16 protein-coding genes are annotated in these 15,416 nt (G+C 53.7%); 9 read left to right on the top strand and 7 right to left on the bottom strand.

Annotated features, from left to right (window positions below; genetic code table 11):
* Positions 1 to 14: 14 nt before the first annotated feature.
* Both K1718_RS18400 and K1718_RS18395 read right to left on the bottom strand, forming a co-directional pair.
* Positions 15 to 437 carry a VOC family protein gene (locus K1718_RS18400; protein ID WP_265681264.1) on the bottom strand — a complete coding sequence of 141 codons (423 nt, stop codon included), beginning with the start codon at positions 435 to 437 and terminating at the stop codon, positions 15 to 17.
* Positions 438 to 564: 127 nt separating this feature from the next.
* On the bottom strand, positions 565 to 1,095 hold the full coding sequence (locus K1718_RS18395; RefSeq protein WP_265681265.1) for an Lrp/AsnC family transcriptional regulator: 531 nt from the start codon (positions 1,093 to 1,095) through the stop codon (positions 565 to 567).
* An 80-nt stretch (positions 1,096 to 1,175) separates the two neighbouring features.
* Between K1718_RS18395 and K1718_RS18390 the strand changes: the two genes are divergently transcribed.
* The 6 genes from K1718_RS18390 to K1718_RS18365 all read left to right on the top strand — a co-directional run bounded on the left by K1718_RS18390 (position 1,176) and on the right by K1718_RS18365 (position 7,281).
* Complete coding sequence (locus K1718_RS18390; RefSeq protein ID WP_265681266.1) at positions 1,176 to 1,562, top strand: RidA family protein; 387 nt, start codon at positions 1,176 to 1,178, stop codon at positions 1,560 to 1,562.
* A 42-nt stretch (positions 1,563 to 1,604) separates the two neighbouring features.
* Positions 1,605 to 2,231, top strand: a complete 627-nt coding sequence (locus K1718_RS18385) for a LysE family translocator (RefSeq protein ID WP_265681267.1) — start codon at positions 1,605 to 1,607, stop codon at positions 2,229 to 2,231.
* 113 nt (positions 2,232 to 2,344) lie between these two features.
* Positions 2,345 to 3,532 carry a glycine C-acetyltransferase gene (locus tag K1718_RS18380; RefSeq protein ID WP_265681268.1) on the top strand — a complete coding sequence of 396 codons (1,188 nt, stop codon included), beginning with the start codon at positions 2,345 to 2,347 and terminating at the stop codon, positions 3,530 to 3,532.
* Positions 3,529 to 4,569: an L-threonine 3-dehydrogenase gene (gene tdh / locus K1718_RS18375; protein ID WP_265681269.1), complete on the top strand. Its 1,041-nt coding sequence runs from the start codon at positions 3,529 to 3,531 to the stop codon at positions 4,567 to 4,569. The genes K1718_RS18380 and tdh overlap by 4 nt, the downstream gene beginning before the upstream one ends.
* Positions 4,570 to 4,736: 167 nt before the next feature.
* Complete coding sequence (locus tag K1718_RS18370; RefSeq protein ID WP_265681270.1) at positions 4,737 to 5,801, top strand: NUDIX domain-containing protein; 1,065 nt, start codon at positions 4,737 to 4,739, stop codon at positions 5,799 to 5,801.
* 70 nt (positions 5,802 to 5,871) lie between these two features.
* A complete protein-coding gene (locus K1718_RS18365) occupies positions 5,872 to 7,281 on the top strand; it encodes a nicotinate phosphoribosyltransferase (RefSeq protein ID WP_265681271.1) in 1,410 nt (469 codons plus the stop codon).
* A 167-nt stretch (positions 7,282 to 7,448) separates the two neighbouring features.
* Here K1718_RS18365 and K1718_RS18360 read toward each other — a convergent pair whose 3' ends face one another.
* From K1718_RS18360 to K1718_RS18345, 4 genes are all read right to left on the bottom strand, one after another.
* Entirely contained in the window at positions 7,449 to 8,411 is a 963-nt protein-coding gene (locus K1718_RS18360; protein ID WP_265681272.1) for a DoxX family protein, read from the bottom strand.
* Positions 8,412 to 8,465: 54 nt separating this feature from the next.
* Positions 8,466 to 8,861: a hypothetical protein gene (locus tag K1718_RS18355; RefSeq protein WP_265681273.1), complete on the bottom strand. Its 396-nt coding sequence runs from the start codon at positions 8,859 to 8,861 to the stop codon at positions 8,466 to 8,468.
* Positions 8,862 to 9,022: 161 nt separating this feature from the next.
* Positions 9,023 to 9,751, bottom strand: a complete 729-nt coding sequence (locus K1718_RS18350; RefSeq protein ID WP_152502336.1) for a hypothetical protein — start codon at positions 9,749 to 9,751, stop codon at positions 9,023 to 9,025.
* A 145-nt stretch (positions 9,752 to 9,896) separates the two neighbouring features.
* A complete protein-coding gene (locus tag K1718_RS18345) occupies positions 9,897 to 11,111 on the bottom strand; it encodes a winged helix-turn-helix domain-containing protein (RefSeq protein WP_265681274.1) in 1,215 nt (404 codons plus the stop codon).
* A gap of 246 nt (positions 11,112 to 11,357) precedes the next feature.
* Between K1718_RS18345 and K1718_RS18340 the strand changes: the two genes are divergently transcribed.
* Both K1718_RS18340 and K1718_RS18335 read left to right on the top strand, forming a co-directional pair.
* A complete protein-coding gene (locus K1718_RS18340) occupies positions 11,358 to 12,131 on the top strand; it encodes a substrate-binding periplasmic protein (protein WP_265681275.1) in 774 nt (257 codons plus the stop codon).
* A gap of 16 nt (positions 12,132 to 12,147) precedes the next feature.
* Positions 12,148 to 12,918, top strand: a complete 771-nt coding sequence (locus K1718_RS18335; RefSeq protein WP_265681276.1) for a sulfite exporter TauE/SafE family protein — start codon at positions 12,148 to 12,150, stop codon at positions 12,916 to 12,918.
* A 52-nt stretch (positions 12,919 to 12,970) separates the two neighbouring features.
* Here the strand turns inward: K1718_RS18335 and K1718_RS18330 are convergent, their stop codons facing one another.
* Positions 12,971 to 14,008, bottom strand: coding sequence for a GlxA family transcriptional regulator (locus tag K1718_RS18330; protein WP_152502332.1), 1,038 nt, complete (start codon positions 14,006 to 14,008; stop codon positions 12,971 to 12,973).
* A gap of 480 nt (positions 14,009 to 14,488) precedes the next feature.
* Between K1718_RS18330 and K1718_RS18325 the strand changes: the two genes are divergently transcribed.
* Positions 14,489 to 15,301, top strand: coding sequence for a ferredoxin--NADP reductase (locus tag K1718_RS18325; RefSeq protein WP_265681277.1), 813 nt, complete (start codon positions 14,489 to 14,491; stop codon positions 15,299 to 15,301).
* The last annotated feature ends 115 nt before the right edge of the window (positions 15,302 to 15,416 follow it).

Genomic DNA, 15,416 nt, shown 5'->3' with positions numbered 1-15,416 from the left:
CGCGTGTCGACCTGTCACGGACGGCGCTGCTCAAGCTCCAATATGTTGCCTTCCAGATCGCGCATATAGACCAAGAGAATTGGTTCTTCAGTTGATCCGAAATTCGTCACTTCGCCAAGGCGCGTGCCGCCAGCCCGGATAATTGTGTCCATCGCCGAATGGATATCAGCTATTTTAAAGGCGAGGTGCCCAAGTCCGGGTTCATTCACTCTTGGGACCTGCCGCTCTAGGCCATTGCTGTATTCATGAATTTCCAAGAACGGTCCATCGTCGCCGGGAAACTGCAGCCAGATGGATCTTATTTCGGACGAGGGAAGACCATTGCCTTTTGAAACTCTTTCACCCGAGAGCAGACGAGGAGGTCTCAGAAAGACCAAGCCAAACGCTTCCACATAAAACGCCGCCAATGCATCAGCATCTCGCGCGACGATGTTCACATGGCTTAACCTCGGCAAATGCATGACGATACGAAGCGCCCCTATCGGAAATGAGCACGGTGTTAGTCCGCAATGGAAGCCCCGTCAGCATAATCCATCATTCCAGACATACACATATTTTGCGCGCCTACTCCTTTGGCATCGGGACGTCTGGCCATTCTTCGGTCACTTCGGCCTGAACAGGACGGTCCAGATATGTCGTCAACACAACGTAGCTTCGCGTCGCCCTGACGCCGGGGAGGGCATAGACCTGGGCCAGGAAGTTTTCCATTGCGTCCGCGTTGGCCGTCCTGACCTTTAAGATCACGCAGGTGTCGCCTGTGACGGAATGGAGCTCTTCCACTTCTGGAAAGTCCCTGAGGCGCATCATTCGCTCGCTTTTGCCCCAGCCGCTTGCATCAACATGAACGAAGGCCAGGAAAGGCTTGCCGACGGCCATAGCGTCAATATCGGCGTTTGTGCCTTTGATGATCCCCGAGGCGGTCATGCGTTTGACACGTTCATGCACCGCTGGTGCCGACAAGCCGACTTCACTACCGATTTCAGCATAGGTCTGGCGCGCGTTGCCGACCAGTTTGCCTAATATCTTTCGGTCGAAGGCGTCCAATGGCTTCTTCGGCAGCCTGTTTTTCTGAATGTCTTCTCTATTTGATATCATTCGGCTCTTCATGGATTGATCAAAAGAATATTCAGCATCATGCTCTCATGGAAGAAGAAGTTCGGCAAGGAGAGTTTGCCATGCATGAGCGAATGATCAATCCGGCAACCGGAGTTTATCCGGCAACGCCAGACTACATTCATGCGCTGGAAGTTCAGCAAACAGGCCGTCTGCTATTTGTCAGCGGCACGATGGGGCTCGACACTTCCGGCCACGCTCCTGAGGGACTGGACGAGCAGCTTGAGCTGATCTGGAACAATCTTCGGCACATCCTGAACACTGCCGACATGACAAGCGACAATATCGTGCGCGTCACGAGCTATCTGACAAGCGTCGACTTTGCAGAAAAGAACCAGAACGCGAGGCTCAAGGCCCTCGGAGATCGGCGTGTGCCGACAACTGCCATCGTTGTGAAGACCCTCACACCTGAATGGTTGGTTGAGATCGAAATCGTGGCAGCTGCCTGACGGCATTCAACACGCATTCCATTGCAGAAATCGGAGACCGAAATGCAATTCGATGTCTTTTTGGTTTTTTTCATCACCACGGTCGTGGTCGTTTTCACACCAGGTGCTGCAGCGATAGCCGTTGCCTCGCAAGGCGCGGCAAACGGCGGCAAAAGGGCGCTTGCAGGTGTTTTCGGGATCGCCTTTGCCAATGCACTTTACTTCGTACTTTCGGCGACCGGGATCGCATCCTTGCTCGTCGCATCCAACCTTGTGTTTTCAATTATCAAATGGGCTGGGGTTACTTATCTGGTATGGCTCGGACTGACGTCGCTTCTGGCTCCTTCTGGTGCTCTGAGCGTAAAGCGCGACGGACAAATGTCGAGTTTGAAGAGCTTGTTTGCAAAAGGCTTTGTCATCGAGTTCGCCAATCCGAAAGCGCTCTTGTATTTCGCAGCGATACTGCCCCAGTTTCTTAACGTCGATCAGCCTCTTCTGCCCCAAATCCTGATCATGGGTAGTATGACCTTCCTTATCGACCTGACATCCTACACCGCTTACGCCTTCCTCGGAGACAGGCTGACAAGGGGCGGTGTTCAAAACTGGATTGTCTCTCTTTTCAACAAATGTACTGGAGGTGCGTTGATTTACGCAGGCATTCGAATGGCCAGCGTAAGCACGCCCCGGTGAGTTGGAATACTCGTACGAACGTCAAAATTTCCGTGATATCGGAGGCAGCCTCTTCTATTTCGAATAAAAATCCGGCATAGTGGATGAAATATCCATTTTGCCGGAGAAATGCCGTGTCCGAGGCCTTCCTGTTACATATCCGTGAGACCTTGAAAGAAATTGAAGCAGAAGGGTTTTATAAGCGCGAGCGCCAGATCACGTCGCCGCAGGGCGGTTTGATAACGGTTGGCGGTCGCGATGTGATCAACCTGTGCGCCAACAACTATCTTGGCCTGGCTGACCATCCAGCACTCGAAGAAGCTGCCAGAAAAGCGCTGGAACCCAAGGGGTATGGCATGGCATCGGTGCGCTTCATTTGCGGAACTCAGGACATCCACCGTCAACTCGAACAGCGCCTGGCCGGGTTTTTGGGTAAAGATGACGCCATCTTGTTCGCAGCCTGTTTTGACGCGAATGGCGGCTTGTTTGAGCCTCTTCTCGGGCCTGAGGATGCGATTATATCGGACGCGCTAAATCATGCGTCGATCATTGACGGCATCCGCCTTTGCAAGGCCAGTCGCTTCCGTTATGCAAATTCCGATATGGCGGATCTGGAAGCGAAGCTTCAGGAAGCTCGCGAGGGTGGCGCGCGGCACCTCATGGTCGCCACTGACGGTGTCTTCTCTATGGATGGCTATCTGGCCAAGCTTCCCGAAATCACTGCTTTGGCGAAAAAATATGGCGCTGTCGTCATGGTGGACGATTGCCATGCAACTGGTTTCATGGGTCCAAAGGGCGAGGGCACCCCAGCTCATTTCGGCGTGGATGTCGACATTCTGACCGGAACGCTAGGAAAAGCGCTGGGCGGTGGCATTGGCGGATATATTGCCGGACCGCAGCCCGTTATTGACTTGCTGCGTCAGCGGGCGCGGCCTTACCTGTTTTCCAACTCATTGCTGCCGGCGGTCGTAATGAGCGGACTGGAAGCCATCCGCCTTGTCGAAGAAGGGGATGATCTGCGCCAGGCTCTTTTTGACAATACCAGCTATTGGCGAGCGGGCCTTGAAGGTCTCGGCTTCAGGCTGCTCCCGGGCGAGCATCCAATTGTGCCGGTCATGCTGGGTGACGCGAAGCTTGCTCAGGCTATGGCCGCAGAACTCTTTGAAGAGGGAGTTTTTGTTTCCGGTTTCTTCTTTCCGGTCGTTCCACGGGGACAAGCGCGCATCAGAACCCAGATGAATGCCGCTTTGTCCCGCTCCGACCTTGATCGGGCGCTGGAGGCCTTTGCCAAGGCTGGCAAGGCAACAGGGGTTTTGTCATGAACAGCAATCAGATGAAGGCGTTGTGCAAGGCCGAGCAGAGGGAAGGGCTCTGGATGACCCGAGCACCCGTTCCCGAAATCGGCCCTGATGATGTTCTGATCCGCATTAACAAGACAGGCATTTGCGGAACGGATATCCATATCTGGAATTGGGATGACTGGGCATCTAAGACTGTTCCCGTGCCGCTGATCACCGGACACGAATTTGCCGGCGAAATCGTCGAGATCGGCAGCGCTGTAACGGATCTTGAAATTGGCCAACGCTGTTCAGGTGAGGGACACTTGATCGGCAAACACTCTCGGCAATCGCGGGCTGGCAAGTTTCACCTTGATCCCGAAACCCGTGGCATAGGGGTCAACGAACAGGGTGCCTTTGCGGAATACCTGCGTCTGCCGGCTTTCAATGTGGTGCCTCTTCCTGACGAGATAGACGATGAAATTGGCGCTATCTTAGACCCGCTTGGCAATGCCGTGCATACGGCGCTGAGTTTCGACCTTGTCGGCGAAGACGTGCTTATCACGGGCGCAGGACCCATTGGCATCATGGCTGCCGCCGTTGCGCGCCATGTCGGTGCCCGCAATGTGGTGATCACGGACATCAATCAGGCGCGCCTGGACCTCGCGACACGGGTAGCCGACGTGGTTCCGGTGAATGTTGCCGAGGAAGATCTCAAGGGCATCGAACATAAACTCGGTATGAAAGAGGGCTTCGATGTCGGTCTGGAAATGTCCGGCAACCAGATAGCCCTCGACCAGATGGTAGAAAACCTTGTGATGGGCGGGCGCATTGCGCTTCTGGGAATACCGCCGGGAAAGTCTCCAGTGGACTGGTCTCGCATTGTCTTCAAGGCGATCACGATCAAGGGTGTCTATGGCCGCGAGATTTTCGAGACCTGGTATAAGATGATTGCCATGCTTCAAAACGGTCTCGACGTCAGGAATGTCATCACTCACCGGTTCACGGTTGATGAGTTTCAGCAAGGCTTTGCGGCAATGAAATCGGGGGAGGCCGGGAAGGTCGTCTTGAGCTGGACCTGAGTCGGAGCTCAATTCGCGAGTTGCGCTGGAGCTGGGCCTGAAACTCTCTCTCCTTTGACAATCTACCCAAAAATTCTTATTGCATCTTGAATATACTCAAAATGAGTATTACTATCGGATCAGTCGAGGAGTTCGACTGACCATCCATCAATTCGAGGGAGACTCGAATGTCCAAATTTGACTACGGTGTATTTATCGGCCGTTTTCAGCCGCTGCATATCGGCCATGAGGCTGTGATCCGCTCGGCGCTTGAAAAGGTCGATACCTTGATCGTGCTGATCGGCTCCGCACGACAGGCACGCACCCCCCGCAATCCGTTCACGTATTCCGAGCGCGAAGACATGTTCGCAAAGGTCTTCAAACACGAATTGACGACCGGGCGACTTGTCCTGAAACCTGTTCAGGATCATCCCTATTCCGACACAGCGTGGTGCACGGAGGTGCAACGCGTTGTTAACGAAACCGTTCTTGAGCACTACAACAAGGGCGGGGTCGTTTTGCATGGATTGCAGGACCTCCGGATCGCCTTGGCCGGCTATGGCAAGGATCGGAGCAGCTACTATCTGAAACTGTTTCCCGAGTGGGGCAATGTTCAGCTTGCGAGCCAATACGGCACGTTTTCCTCAACAGTTGTCAGGAAACAGCTCTTCCAGCGCATTCCCGTGATTTCGCAATCTGTCCTGTCGGAGGAAGTAGCGGAATGGCTGAAAGCCTTTGCTCTGTCAGATCCTTTCCGAGAACTGCTGGAAGAAGCCGAATTTCTGGATGCCTACCCGGACGAGTGGGGACGAGGTCCCTTTGTGACCGTCGATGCTGTGGTCATACAGTCTGGCAATATTCTGCTGGTGGAGCGTGGTGAAGCGCCTGGCAAGGGGCTGCTGGCTTTGCCTGGAGGTTTTCTCGATCCGCGAGAAAGCATTCGCGACGCGGCTATTCGGGAGCTGAAGGAAGAAACCAGGATCAGCGACCACAAGGGCGAGATACCACCCGCGATGCTGGCCTCTTTCATCGATGGTGCGAAAACGCGGGTATTCGACCATCCCGAAAGATCTTTGCGTGGCCGCATCATCACCCATGCCTATCTATTCAGGCTGCCCGAGCGGCGTGAGCTGTTCTCGGTCACGGGCGGAGATGACGCCAGAACGGCGAATTGGCATCGCCTGGGGGATCTGAAACCCGAGCAGTTCTTCGAAGATCACTGGTCCATCATCGATCTGATGGCAGATCTGTGACGCGAGACCGTTCACAAGCCTGAGGGGGAGCCCCTCTGGCACGTTCACCTTGTCGCGTGAGGAGTTCACAATGACAAATCCACTGTTGGCAACCGACAGCTACAAGCAATCTCACTTCAGACAGTATCCGCCTGAAGCACGTCAGATCTCGGCCTATGTCGAGGCGCGCACCAATCCATTTTCGGATGATGTGTTGTTCTTCGGCCTACAGGCCTATTTGAGGAAGGCGCTTCAACGACCGATATCGGACAAGGACATTGAGCGGGCTGCTCAAATCTGTTCGGCACACGGCGTCCCGTTCAACCGGGAAGGCTGGCAGCAGATCGTTGACGATCACGCTGGCCTGCTGCCATTGGAAATCAAGGCACTGCCTGAAGGTTCTCTGGTGCCAAGTGGTGTGCCGCTGGTCCAGTTGGAAAACACCGATGACCGCATGCCCTGGTTGACCACGTGGGTCGAAACCGCGCTGCTCCGCGCAGTCTGGTATCCCTCAACGGTCGCTACAATGTCCTTCAAATGCAAACAGGTCATCTATCGCGGATTGCTGGCGACATCCGAAGAACCGGACCAGCAAATTCCATTCAAGTTGCACGATTTTGGCGCTCGCGGTGTTTCGTCGTCCGAAAGTGCCGCTCTTGGAGGGATGGCACATCTTGTGAATTTTGCCGGCACCGACACGATGGAAGCCCTGGAGGCTGCCTCGGAATACTATGATGCAGAGGTTGCCGGCTTTTCCATTCCAGCTGCCGAGCACTCGACAATGACAAGCTGGGGCCCTGAGCGGGAGACGGCTGCTTACGCCAACGTGCTCGATCAGTTTGCGCGAAAGGACAAGTTGGTCGCGGTTGTCTCTGACAGTTATGACATCCACAACGCCGTAAGGAATATTTGGTGCGGTACCCTGAAGGATCAGGTACTGGCATCTGGTGCAACGGTTGTCATCAGGCCGGATTCCGGCAGTCCTGTTGAAACACCCCTGAAGGTTCTTGAGACGCTTTGGCAAAGCTACGGCGGTACGGAAAACGCCAAGGGAGCACGGTTGCTCAATCCTGCTGTCAGGGTCATTCAGGGTGATGGAATGACACTGGCGACGATCGAACAGCTTGTCGCCGAAATGGTCCGTAAACGCTGGTCTCTCGACAACATCGCCTTTGGCATGGGCGGCGGACTGCTGCAGCACGTCAATCGGGACACGATGCGTTTTGCCATGAAAGCAAATGCGATGAAAACTGAGGACGGCCAATGGAAGGACGTTTTCAAGATGCCGGTTTCCGATCCGAACAAGGCCTCCAAGGCCGGGCGCCAAGCGGTAGTCTTCCAAAACGGTCAGCTCGTTGCCAGAAAATTTGACGAAGTGGACCCGGCGGATGACCAGTTGAAAGTGGTCTACCGGGACGGGAAGCTGCATGAATCGTCAAGTTTTGATGACGTGCGTGCACGCGCGAATGACGGTCTGAAACAAAGTCTGTCCTCAGGATAGCCGAAACGAGCCGATGTCTCGAACTGAGTTCTCGTTCGGCCGTGCAACCTGGGAGTCTGCATCAAATCTGAGGAGACGCCGACTGACGGCGTCTCCTTTTTTATCATCTGTTTCTGAAGCGAAACCCAAGCTTTTCAGCATCCTGAAACCACTCGGTGTGCTGATGATCAGTTGCGCAGTTTTCCGAAAAACACTTCTCGCGGTGCTGACAGCAAGTCAGAAACTCTGAAGCCTGCGCCACCTGCGTAGCGGATCAGGACCAAAGAGGCCGCCAAAAAGGCAAACTCACGTTTGATGGCGTTCAAATTGTCCCAAAGCGTCTTGTCGAAACTGATCTTGCCGACGCAATAAACCACGAGGATCAAAAATGCTGCAGTCGCCGCGATCCGAACCCCGTGTCCTGAGGCAAGCATCAAACCGACAAGAATGAGCAGCAAGGGCATGCCGGACCAGCTTTTGACATGGTCTAGGCCATAGAAAAATCCACCTGCCAGAAAGGCTATGGCGACCGAGAGACGAAGCAGCAGGCCAAGTGACGACCAGTCGGCCTCTTGTGCGCCGGCTCCCCGTCCGGTCAAACGTTCATCGAGGCTCCAGCTGCCAGACCCGAGAACTGCAAGTGTGAAACACATTCCGGACAGACCGATGTCACGGATTTGGACAATCATCGCCGGGGTAAAGAAGGTGCTGGCCGAAGTGTCTTGACCAGGTACTGTTGCAACGGGAAGGGCGGCAACGAACGACCACATCATCAGGCCAAAGACAATAGCAAGGGGCCGGACAAGAAAGCCGGCTACAAGCGCTGCTCCCGCGACGAGTTCAAAGGCAGAGAGTGCTGTCAGGAACCCCCAGGCGGACAGCCAGTTACCACTGAACAGGTACGACTGGAAAAAGTCATTTATGTAGCCGTTTGAAGCGGTATATTTTTCAACGAGATCGCTCGCTCTGCTGGCGTCGATCGCCCGTTGAAGTTTCCACCAGCCACCGACAACAAAAACGGATCCAAGCCCGAGCCTGAGAAACAAGGCGACTTGGTCACTTTGACGGACAGTCAAATGATCAGGTCCGGCGAAAAAGGCAGGTTTAATTTGCGCGGCAAAACCGCTTGCATGTTTAGAATTGGAAGACATTCGTCTTACTCCGGAGTTCATTAAACAAGATCCCGGTTTGGCCGGGGGGCGGAGTTAGATGAAAGCTTTGGGTGGTGCGGGGTCGACAGGCACTTCAACACCGTCGAGCACATTCGGCAGGTCTCTGACAGCGCGCTGAATTCTCCAGTCGCGAACCGTGTCCGCAGGGTATATGGTCAGTGTCGCCGAACAGTGGCTTGAACAAAAGTCAGTATCGGAAAAGCAGGTCAGAAAACAGGCCCTGTTGTCTTGCTGTTCTGAAGTTCCTGACGTCATGTGCATTGCGGCCGAGTCACGAGAAGCACCCGGAAGCGACGATGTTTCAGCTGTTGAGTAGGTGAGCGTTACGTTGCCGACCGACAAGGCGAACGAAACGGTCTGGGCTGAGGTCCAGAACGCCAACAGGACAATGGCAAGCACAGGCAGGTGACTGTTAAAGAAACGGGACATGTTTCGACTCGATCAGCTTTTTGCGATGCAGCATGCATTTCGCGCTAAAGGCGATCAAGAAAAAAATGCAATCTAAAGTAAATGTGTTCTCTTTTCAAAACCGCTCGAGAACGATGCGTCGGCGACTTGCGTTTTCGGAGTTTCAACTTAAGCAGCTGTCCTTACGACATGACCGACTTACGAAAGAAATTGGACTTTTCTGGGTCTCTCAATGTGTTGAAAAACTGCTCAATCACAGGTTCTGACACTTTGATCGGCGAAGGTCCGTAGGTCTCATATTTGTCCGACAGGGCTTTGTTCACGGCATTCGAGAAGTTCACAAAGTCAATGTGTTCTGATGGAAACTGCTTTGAAGCCCTGCCGACGATTTCTCTGATGAGCTTGTCGTTGGCAATGGTAATGGCCGTAATTTCGTTGCCATGAGACTTGGCAAGTTTGCGATAGGCTTCAGACAATTCGTCAATGAATTGAGCATCCGACGTTCGGCAGATATAAGCCGCGAAAGCCTGAAGAAATTCGATTTCCCAAGAAGGATCCGCGCGCTTGATCTGTGGTTCGAAAACTTTTCTGACGACATCAAAGCACAGGAACCTCAGCACCGACATTGCGAAGAAGTCCTTGTTTGCGCCGACAAATGGCTGCTTCTTGTGAATGCGGCCGCAAGCCTCATAATTTGAACGATAGATGTCGAAGAGGTCCTGCGAGGCTGACAGAAAATCAAACACGGCCTCGATGTCAGCTTTGCTGAGCTTGCCGTCACGAAGCTCCGCGGCACTAACAAGGCTTTTGCGCGCAAGATCCATCGCCTTTTGTCCAGCCCCCACACAGATGTGCGGTCCACTGAGTTTGGGCCATGTCACAGCCGATTTCTTGTCTGGCAAACGCATCATCAACCTCGTGGCTCGATGGCAAATGATGCACTTTATTGGTTAGTTTATTTTTAACTTTCTTGTCAGGGAAAATACTGAAAACGCAACAAAAAGCAGGGAGATCTTAATCAGCAATGTCTTGCAAGCATCGGACCGCGACGAGCCGTTAGCGTGTCCTTTGCCAGTCGGTTTCGTAGCTGATTTCCGAACACCCCGCAAAGCGGGCGATGCGATTGAGTTCTGCCGCAAGTTTTTCCGTTCGAGCCTTTGAGGCGCGAACACCTTTCTCCGGCCAATAGGCACGAACATGCAGCCTGTCTTCGTTCCGAAGCGCTTTCATATCAATGCGCCCGATAAGGCGAGAGCCTTCGAGCACCGGAAAGACGTAATAACCATATTCGCGCTTGGCTTCCGGAACGAAAATTTCAATCCTGTAGTTGAAGCCGAACAGCCGTTCGCTTCGCTTCCGGTCTCTGAGCGCCGGGTCAAAGGGCGATAGGACGCGCACACGGGAAGGCGGTGTTTCGAGACTGTCGAGCGTCTCAATCGTTTCCGGAAAGGCATACACACGCCGGAAGGACCCGTCGGCACATTCAACTTCTACTTCAGTCAGAACGCCACTGCTATGTGCCCTCTGACACCAGTTCTTGGCTTCTTGAGAAGTAATCAGGTCCCAGAAAGCCGCAATTTCACCCGAGGTTGCAAAGCCAAGACGTTCCATGGCCGAGCGCGCGGCCCAGTCAATGGTTTCCTCGGCATCGAACCGGGTGTTCAGGTTGTCATGTGGTATGACGCGTTCGGTCAAATCATAGACCTTCTGGAAGCCTGCGCGGTGGCAGACTGATAGCTCACCCGTTCGCCAGAGAAATTCCAGAGCGGTTTTGGAAGGGTGCCACTCCCACCAGCCACCGCTGCTGCGTTTTTCATCCTCGCCGACAGTTGCCGAGGTTGCCGGACCGTGATCGCTGATTTGCTTGAGAACGCTCTCGACCTTGGCTTCAAATCCGTTTGCATGCCAGTTGCGCCAACGCCCGATCAAAGCCTCCCGATCTCGCTGGAAGCGCAGTCGCCAATGCGGAAAGAACTGTGTCGGAACGACGGATGCATCATGGGTCCAATGTTCAAAAAGAAGCCTGTCCCGTTCCAACAGAAGTTTGAGATTCTTCTCTTTGTAAGCGGGTCTACGCGCTGCCAGGATCATGTGGTGCGCACGTGCGACGGTGTTGATGCTGTCGACCTGGGTAAACCCGAGTTTCGTGATCAATGCAGCCAGGTCTTCACCCTTGCCACTGCCTCTGGGTGGTTCGCTAAGTCCATGTTTTTGCAGAAAGAGATGTCGAGCCACCGGGTTCGGCATCTTGAAAATCGAGGAAGACGTCATGGAGAAAGGTTAGCATCACGCAGCACACCATGACCAGACATGGGTGCTTGAATTGGTGTTTATGACAATGGTTTTTATGCAATCCTGCCACGCAACGCCAATTGGTTGGGCAACCGGGTCCGCGTTTACCGCTTTTGCATTGACCGCAGGACCGCTAGCGGCTTGATTGGTTGGTATGTTTAAGGGCAAACATTTCAAAGCTGTGGTCGAATGTATCTGAATTTTTGCAGCAGGGCTGCTGCTTGTATGTCGTTGGTTTTGGTTTCGGTCCTGGCGGTCACACCGAATGGTTTTGCAGGTACGCGAAGCTGCGATCAAATCAGAATAAACGGGTCAAATGTCTGGTTCCCGATCTCGATCAGGCACGAGGGAGCTGAGAATCTGAGCGGTGTCTTTCCAGACCTTGCGCAAGAAATCTTTCGATCGATGCAGGTTGATGTTGCGTTTGGCGCTGAAGTGCCCTGGAAACGTGTTTTCGTTCAACTCGAGAGCGGTGAAATCGACATGGTCGCCGGTGCTTACCACACCAAGGATCGGGCTCGTAACTATGTTCTTAGCTCTCCTGTCATCAAGGAGCCGGTAGCAATTTTTGTGCGCGCCGACATGACAGATCGCCCGGGGTCACTTGATGAGCTGATTGGTTTGCAAGGGTTGGCACCTTTTGGTGCGACCTTCGGAGAAGAGTTCGACAATTTTGCAAAAGAACACCTGACCATCAACCGTCAGTCCTTTGATGATTTTTCGACCAACATGGAACTCCTTGTTGATCGCAAGGCGGATTATCTGGTCATAGCCCGTCACGCCGGCGATATGATGTTGAAAGATCTCGGGGTGGAAGGTCAGGTCGAAGCGCTGCCATGGCCGGCACTCGAAAACTCTTTGCACTACATGTTTTCAAAGAAGTCACCTTGCCTGAAGCACATCAGTGCCTTTCAAAAGGAGCTGGAAAAACGTGTCGAGGCAGGAGAGGCTGCCAACATGATGAAAGCCTTCAACACATCTACAAGCGGGCAGGAATGACACGGGGAGACTTGTCTTGACCGGACTGGCGAATGCAAGCCCGGAATTGATACTGGTCTCAATCACGGCGTTCCTGGTTGCCGGTTTCGTCAAAGGTCTTGTTGGGTTTGGCCTGCCGACAATCGGGCTGGGTCTGATGACCGTTTTTGTCGGCGTTGAAAAGGCGATGGTGTTGGTCCTGTGGCCGGCGTTTTTGACAAATCTCTGGCAGGGGCTTTTGGGTGGTCACCTGCGGGCTTTGCTCCAGCGTTTGTGGCCGTTTTTGAGTGCCGCCGTCCTTGTTCTCGGTGCAGGCACTCTGGTTCTGACCCGTCTTCCGGTAGGGGCTGCCGATCTGGTCTTGGGTATTTTGATGGTGGCTTATGCCGTGCCATTGCTGGCGGGAGTTGTTCTGACAATACCGGCACGCCTTGAGGTGCCAACCGGTGTCGGGCTTGGTCTGGTCAACGGGGTCTTTTCAGGTCTGACCGGATCCTACACTGTTCCGGGCGTCATGTATCTTCAGGCGATTGGGTTGCCGAGAGATCAGCTGATCCAGGCTATGGGGCTCTTGTTTCTGTTTTCAACGGTTGCACTCGGTATCTCTCTCGGCAGCTTTGGACTGGTGAGCGGGCGCGAAACCCTGGCGTCCATAGTTCTTGTGATACCGACGCTGCTTGCGGTCTGGGCAGGCCAGAAAGTGCGCAAAAAGGTCTCCGAGGCAGCATTCAGACGCTTGGTCCTGGCAGCGATTCTGGCGCTTGGCCTCTATCTGATCCCAATCGGTGTCTGGCGACTGGTGCAGTAACAAAAAACGCCGCGATTTCGCGGCGTTCATGTTCAGACGGTATGTGCATGCATCAGGACTTTGCGACGAGCCTCATGGGTGTTGCTGTTCCGACACCGGATGTGGATTTGGTATTGGCCCATTGATAAGACTGCCGCTCCTCCGTCGGTGTGCACAGGAAACGTTCCCGATAGCATTTGGTGAAGTGTGACGTGGAGGCAAAACCACAGGCAAGGGCAACATCCAGCACCGGACGGCTTGTCCGGCGCAAAAGGTCCCGCGCGGTTTCCAGACGCAGACGCAGATAATACTGGCCGGGAGTGCAATTGAAATGACGACGGAACAGGCGCTCCAGCTGACGGGGCGACAGGCTCACGGTCATCGCCAGTTGCTGGCAGCTCAGCGGATCTTCGATGTGCAGATCCATGATGCGAATGGCGTCGAGGATCTTGGCATTGGAGATGCCGGTCCGTGCCTCAATGTCATGGCGCTGCGCAGATTCGCCTGAGCGCATGTTCTGGTAAAGTGCGACTTCGGCAACCTCATGAGCAAGATATGCTCCGTGCTGGATGGCAAGTAGCCTCAGGATCATGTCGAGCGATGCCATGCCTCCGGCACAGGTGATGCAATTGCGATCAATTGCAAAGATATCCGATGTCACTTCAACATCAGGGAACTCCTCACGCAGCGAACGCAGGTTCTCCCAATGGATGGTGCAGCGCCGGCCATCGAGCAGATTGTATCTGGCGAGGAGATAAGCGCCTGTGCAGATGGCACCGAACGTGCGGCCCATGGCATTCAAGCGTCTGAGCTTGTTGCCGAGATCCGGATCGAGCGGCAAGCGTTCCACGTCAATGCCAGTACACAATAGTGTAATATCAGCGTCGTGAAGCTCACGAATAGATTTTTTTACTGCAACCTCGCATCCGTTGCTTGCCACGACTGAATTCCCGTCAAGGGAATAAGTCGTCCATGCGTAAAACTCCCGACCAAGCAACCGATTTGCTATACGCAGTGGTTCAATGACGCTTGCGAATGCGTTCATGGAGAACCGGTCCAGCAGAACGAATGCTATCGTCTGACCTGTTTCTTCGTGTGTGCGTCCGGACATTTACTTCACCTCGTTGGAAGGTATTATTGAGGTTTATCTTTGTTTATCTATAGATTTTTCAATTTGTCTTGATCTGTCAAATAAAAAACGACATTGACTGTCGGATTCGTTGAATTGTCACAAATGATTGCAAATTGTGATCGACTACGTGATCGCCAGATGGAGATGGCAGGGGCGACGTTTTCCGTTTTTCAGGCGTTGAAATTCTCCGGCCGCTTTGAGGGCAGGGCGACAGCTTCCGTCCCCTCGGCACAGTCTCTTGAAGGGGTGCCATTGCAGGCATCATGAAATGTCTGGCACAGCCGAAAATGGCTGCACCTCTTCAAAAAGGGGACACGGACCCTGAAAGTTGAACGAAATTAGAATGTTTTTTTTGAATTTTGGCTGTTTCGTGGATGCGGGTTGCTTCAAGTCAATGTAGGAGTGGTGCTACATGGGGCACAAATCCACCAGTGCGATGACCTACGGACCTCAATTCAAATGAATGTACTTGCCAAACCCGCTGACCTTGAAGCTGCCGCTCCGGCGGGTGTCTTCGTTGAGGAAGTGAAAACCGTACAACATTATACGGACCGCCTTTTCCGGTTCCGCATGACCCGCCCGGCGAGCTTTCGCTTTCGTTCCGGCGAGTTCGTCATGATTGGCCTTATGATCGACGGCAAACCCCTTTACCGGGCCTATTCGATTGCCAGCCCTGCCTGGGACGAAGAACTGGAGTTCTTCTCAATCAAGGTTCCGGACGGTCCGCTGACTTCGCATCTCCAGAAGATTCAGCCGGGTGATGCGGTGTTGATGAAAAAGAAGCCGACCGGCACTCTCGTCAATGACGCGCTCGTACCAGGCAAAAGGGTCTATATGTTTTCCACCGGCACGGGGATCGCGCCTTTCGCGAGCCTGATCCGGGACCCAGATACATATGAAAAGTTCGATCAGGTCATTCTGACCCATACCTGCCGGGAAGTGGCGGAGCTGAAATACGGTGAAGAGCTGGTGCAGGAAACAATCAACGATCCGCTGATCGGGGAATATGCGAAAGACAAGCTGGTGCATTACACCTCTGTCACCCGCGAAGACTTCCCGCGTCAGGGCCGCATTACCGATCTGATCCAGTCAGGTAAACTGTTTGAAGATCTCGGCGTGCCTGCACTCGACCCCGCGGTCGACCGCGGCATGATTTGCGGCTCCATGGACATGATCCGCGACACCAAACAACTGCTCGAAGCCGCCGGCCTCACCGAAGGCGCCAACAACAAACCCGCCGAGTTTGTCGTCGAACGCGCATTTGTGGGATAGACGTCTCTGGAAAATCAGCAAATCTTCTAAGGGTCGGGTCTTCCGACCCTTTTTTGCTTCTGGAAGCGAAAAGCCGCGATCAGACAGAACGGTTCAGAATAAGTTAAAAAATCAA

The sequence above is a fragment of the Roseibium porphyridii genome (genome assembly GCF_026191725.2).
Taxonomy (GTDB): Bacteria; Pseudomonadota; Alphaproteobacteria; order Rhizobiales; family Stappiaceae; genus Roseibium; species Roseibium porphyridii.
This window is presented reverse-complemented; position numbering and strand designations above follow the sequence as displayed.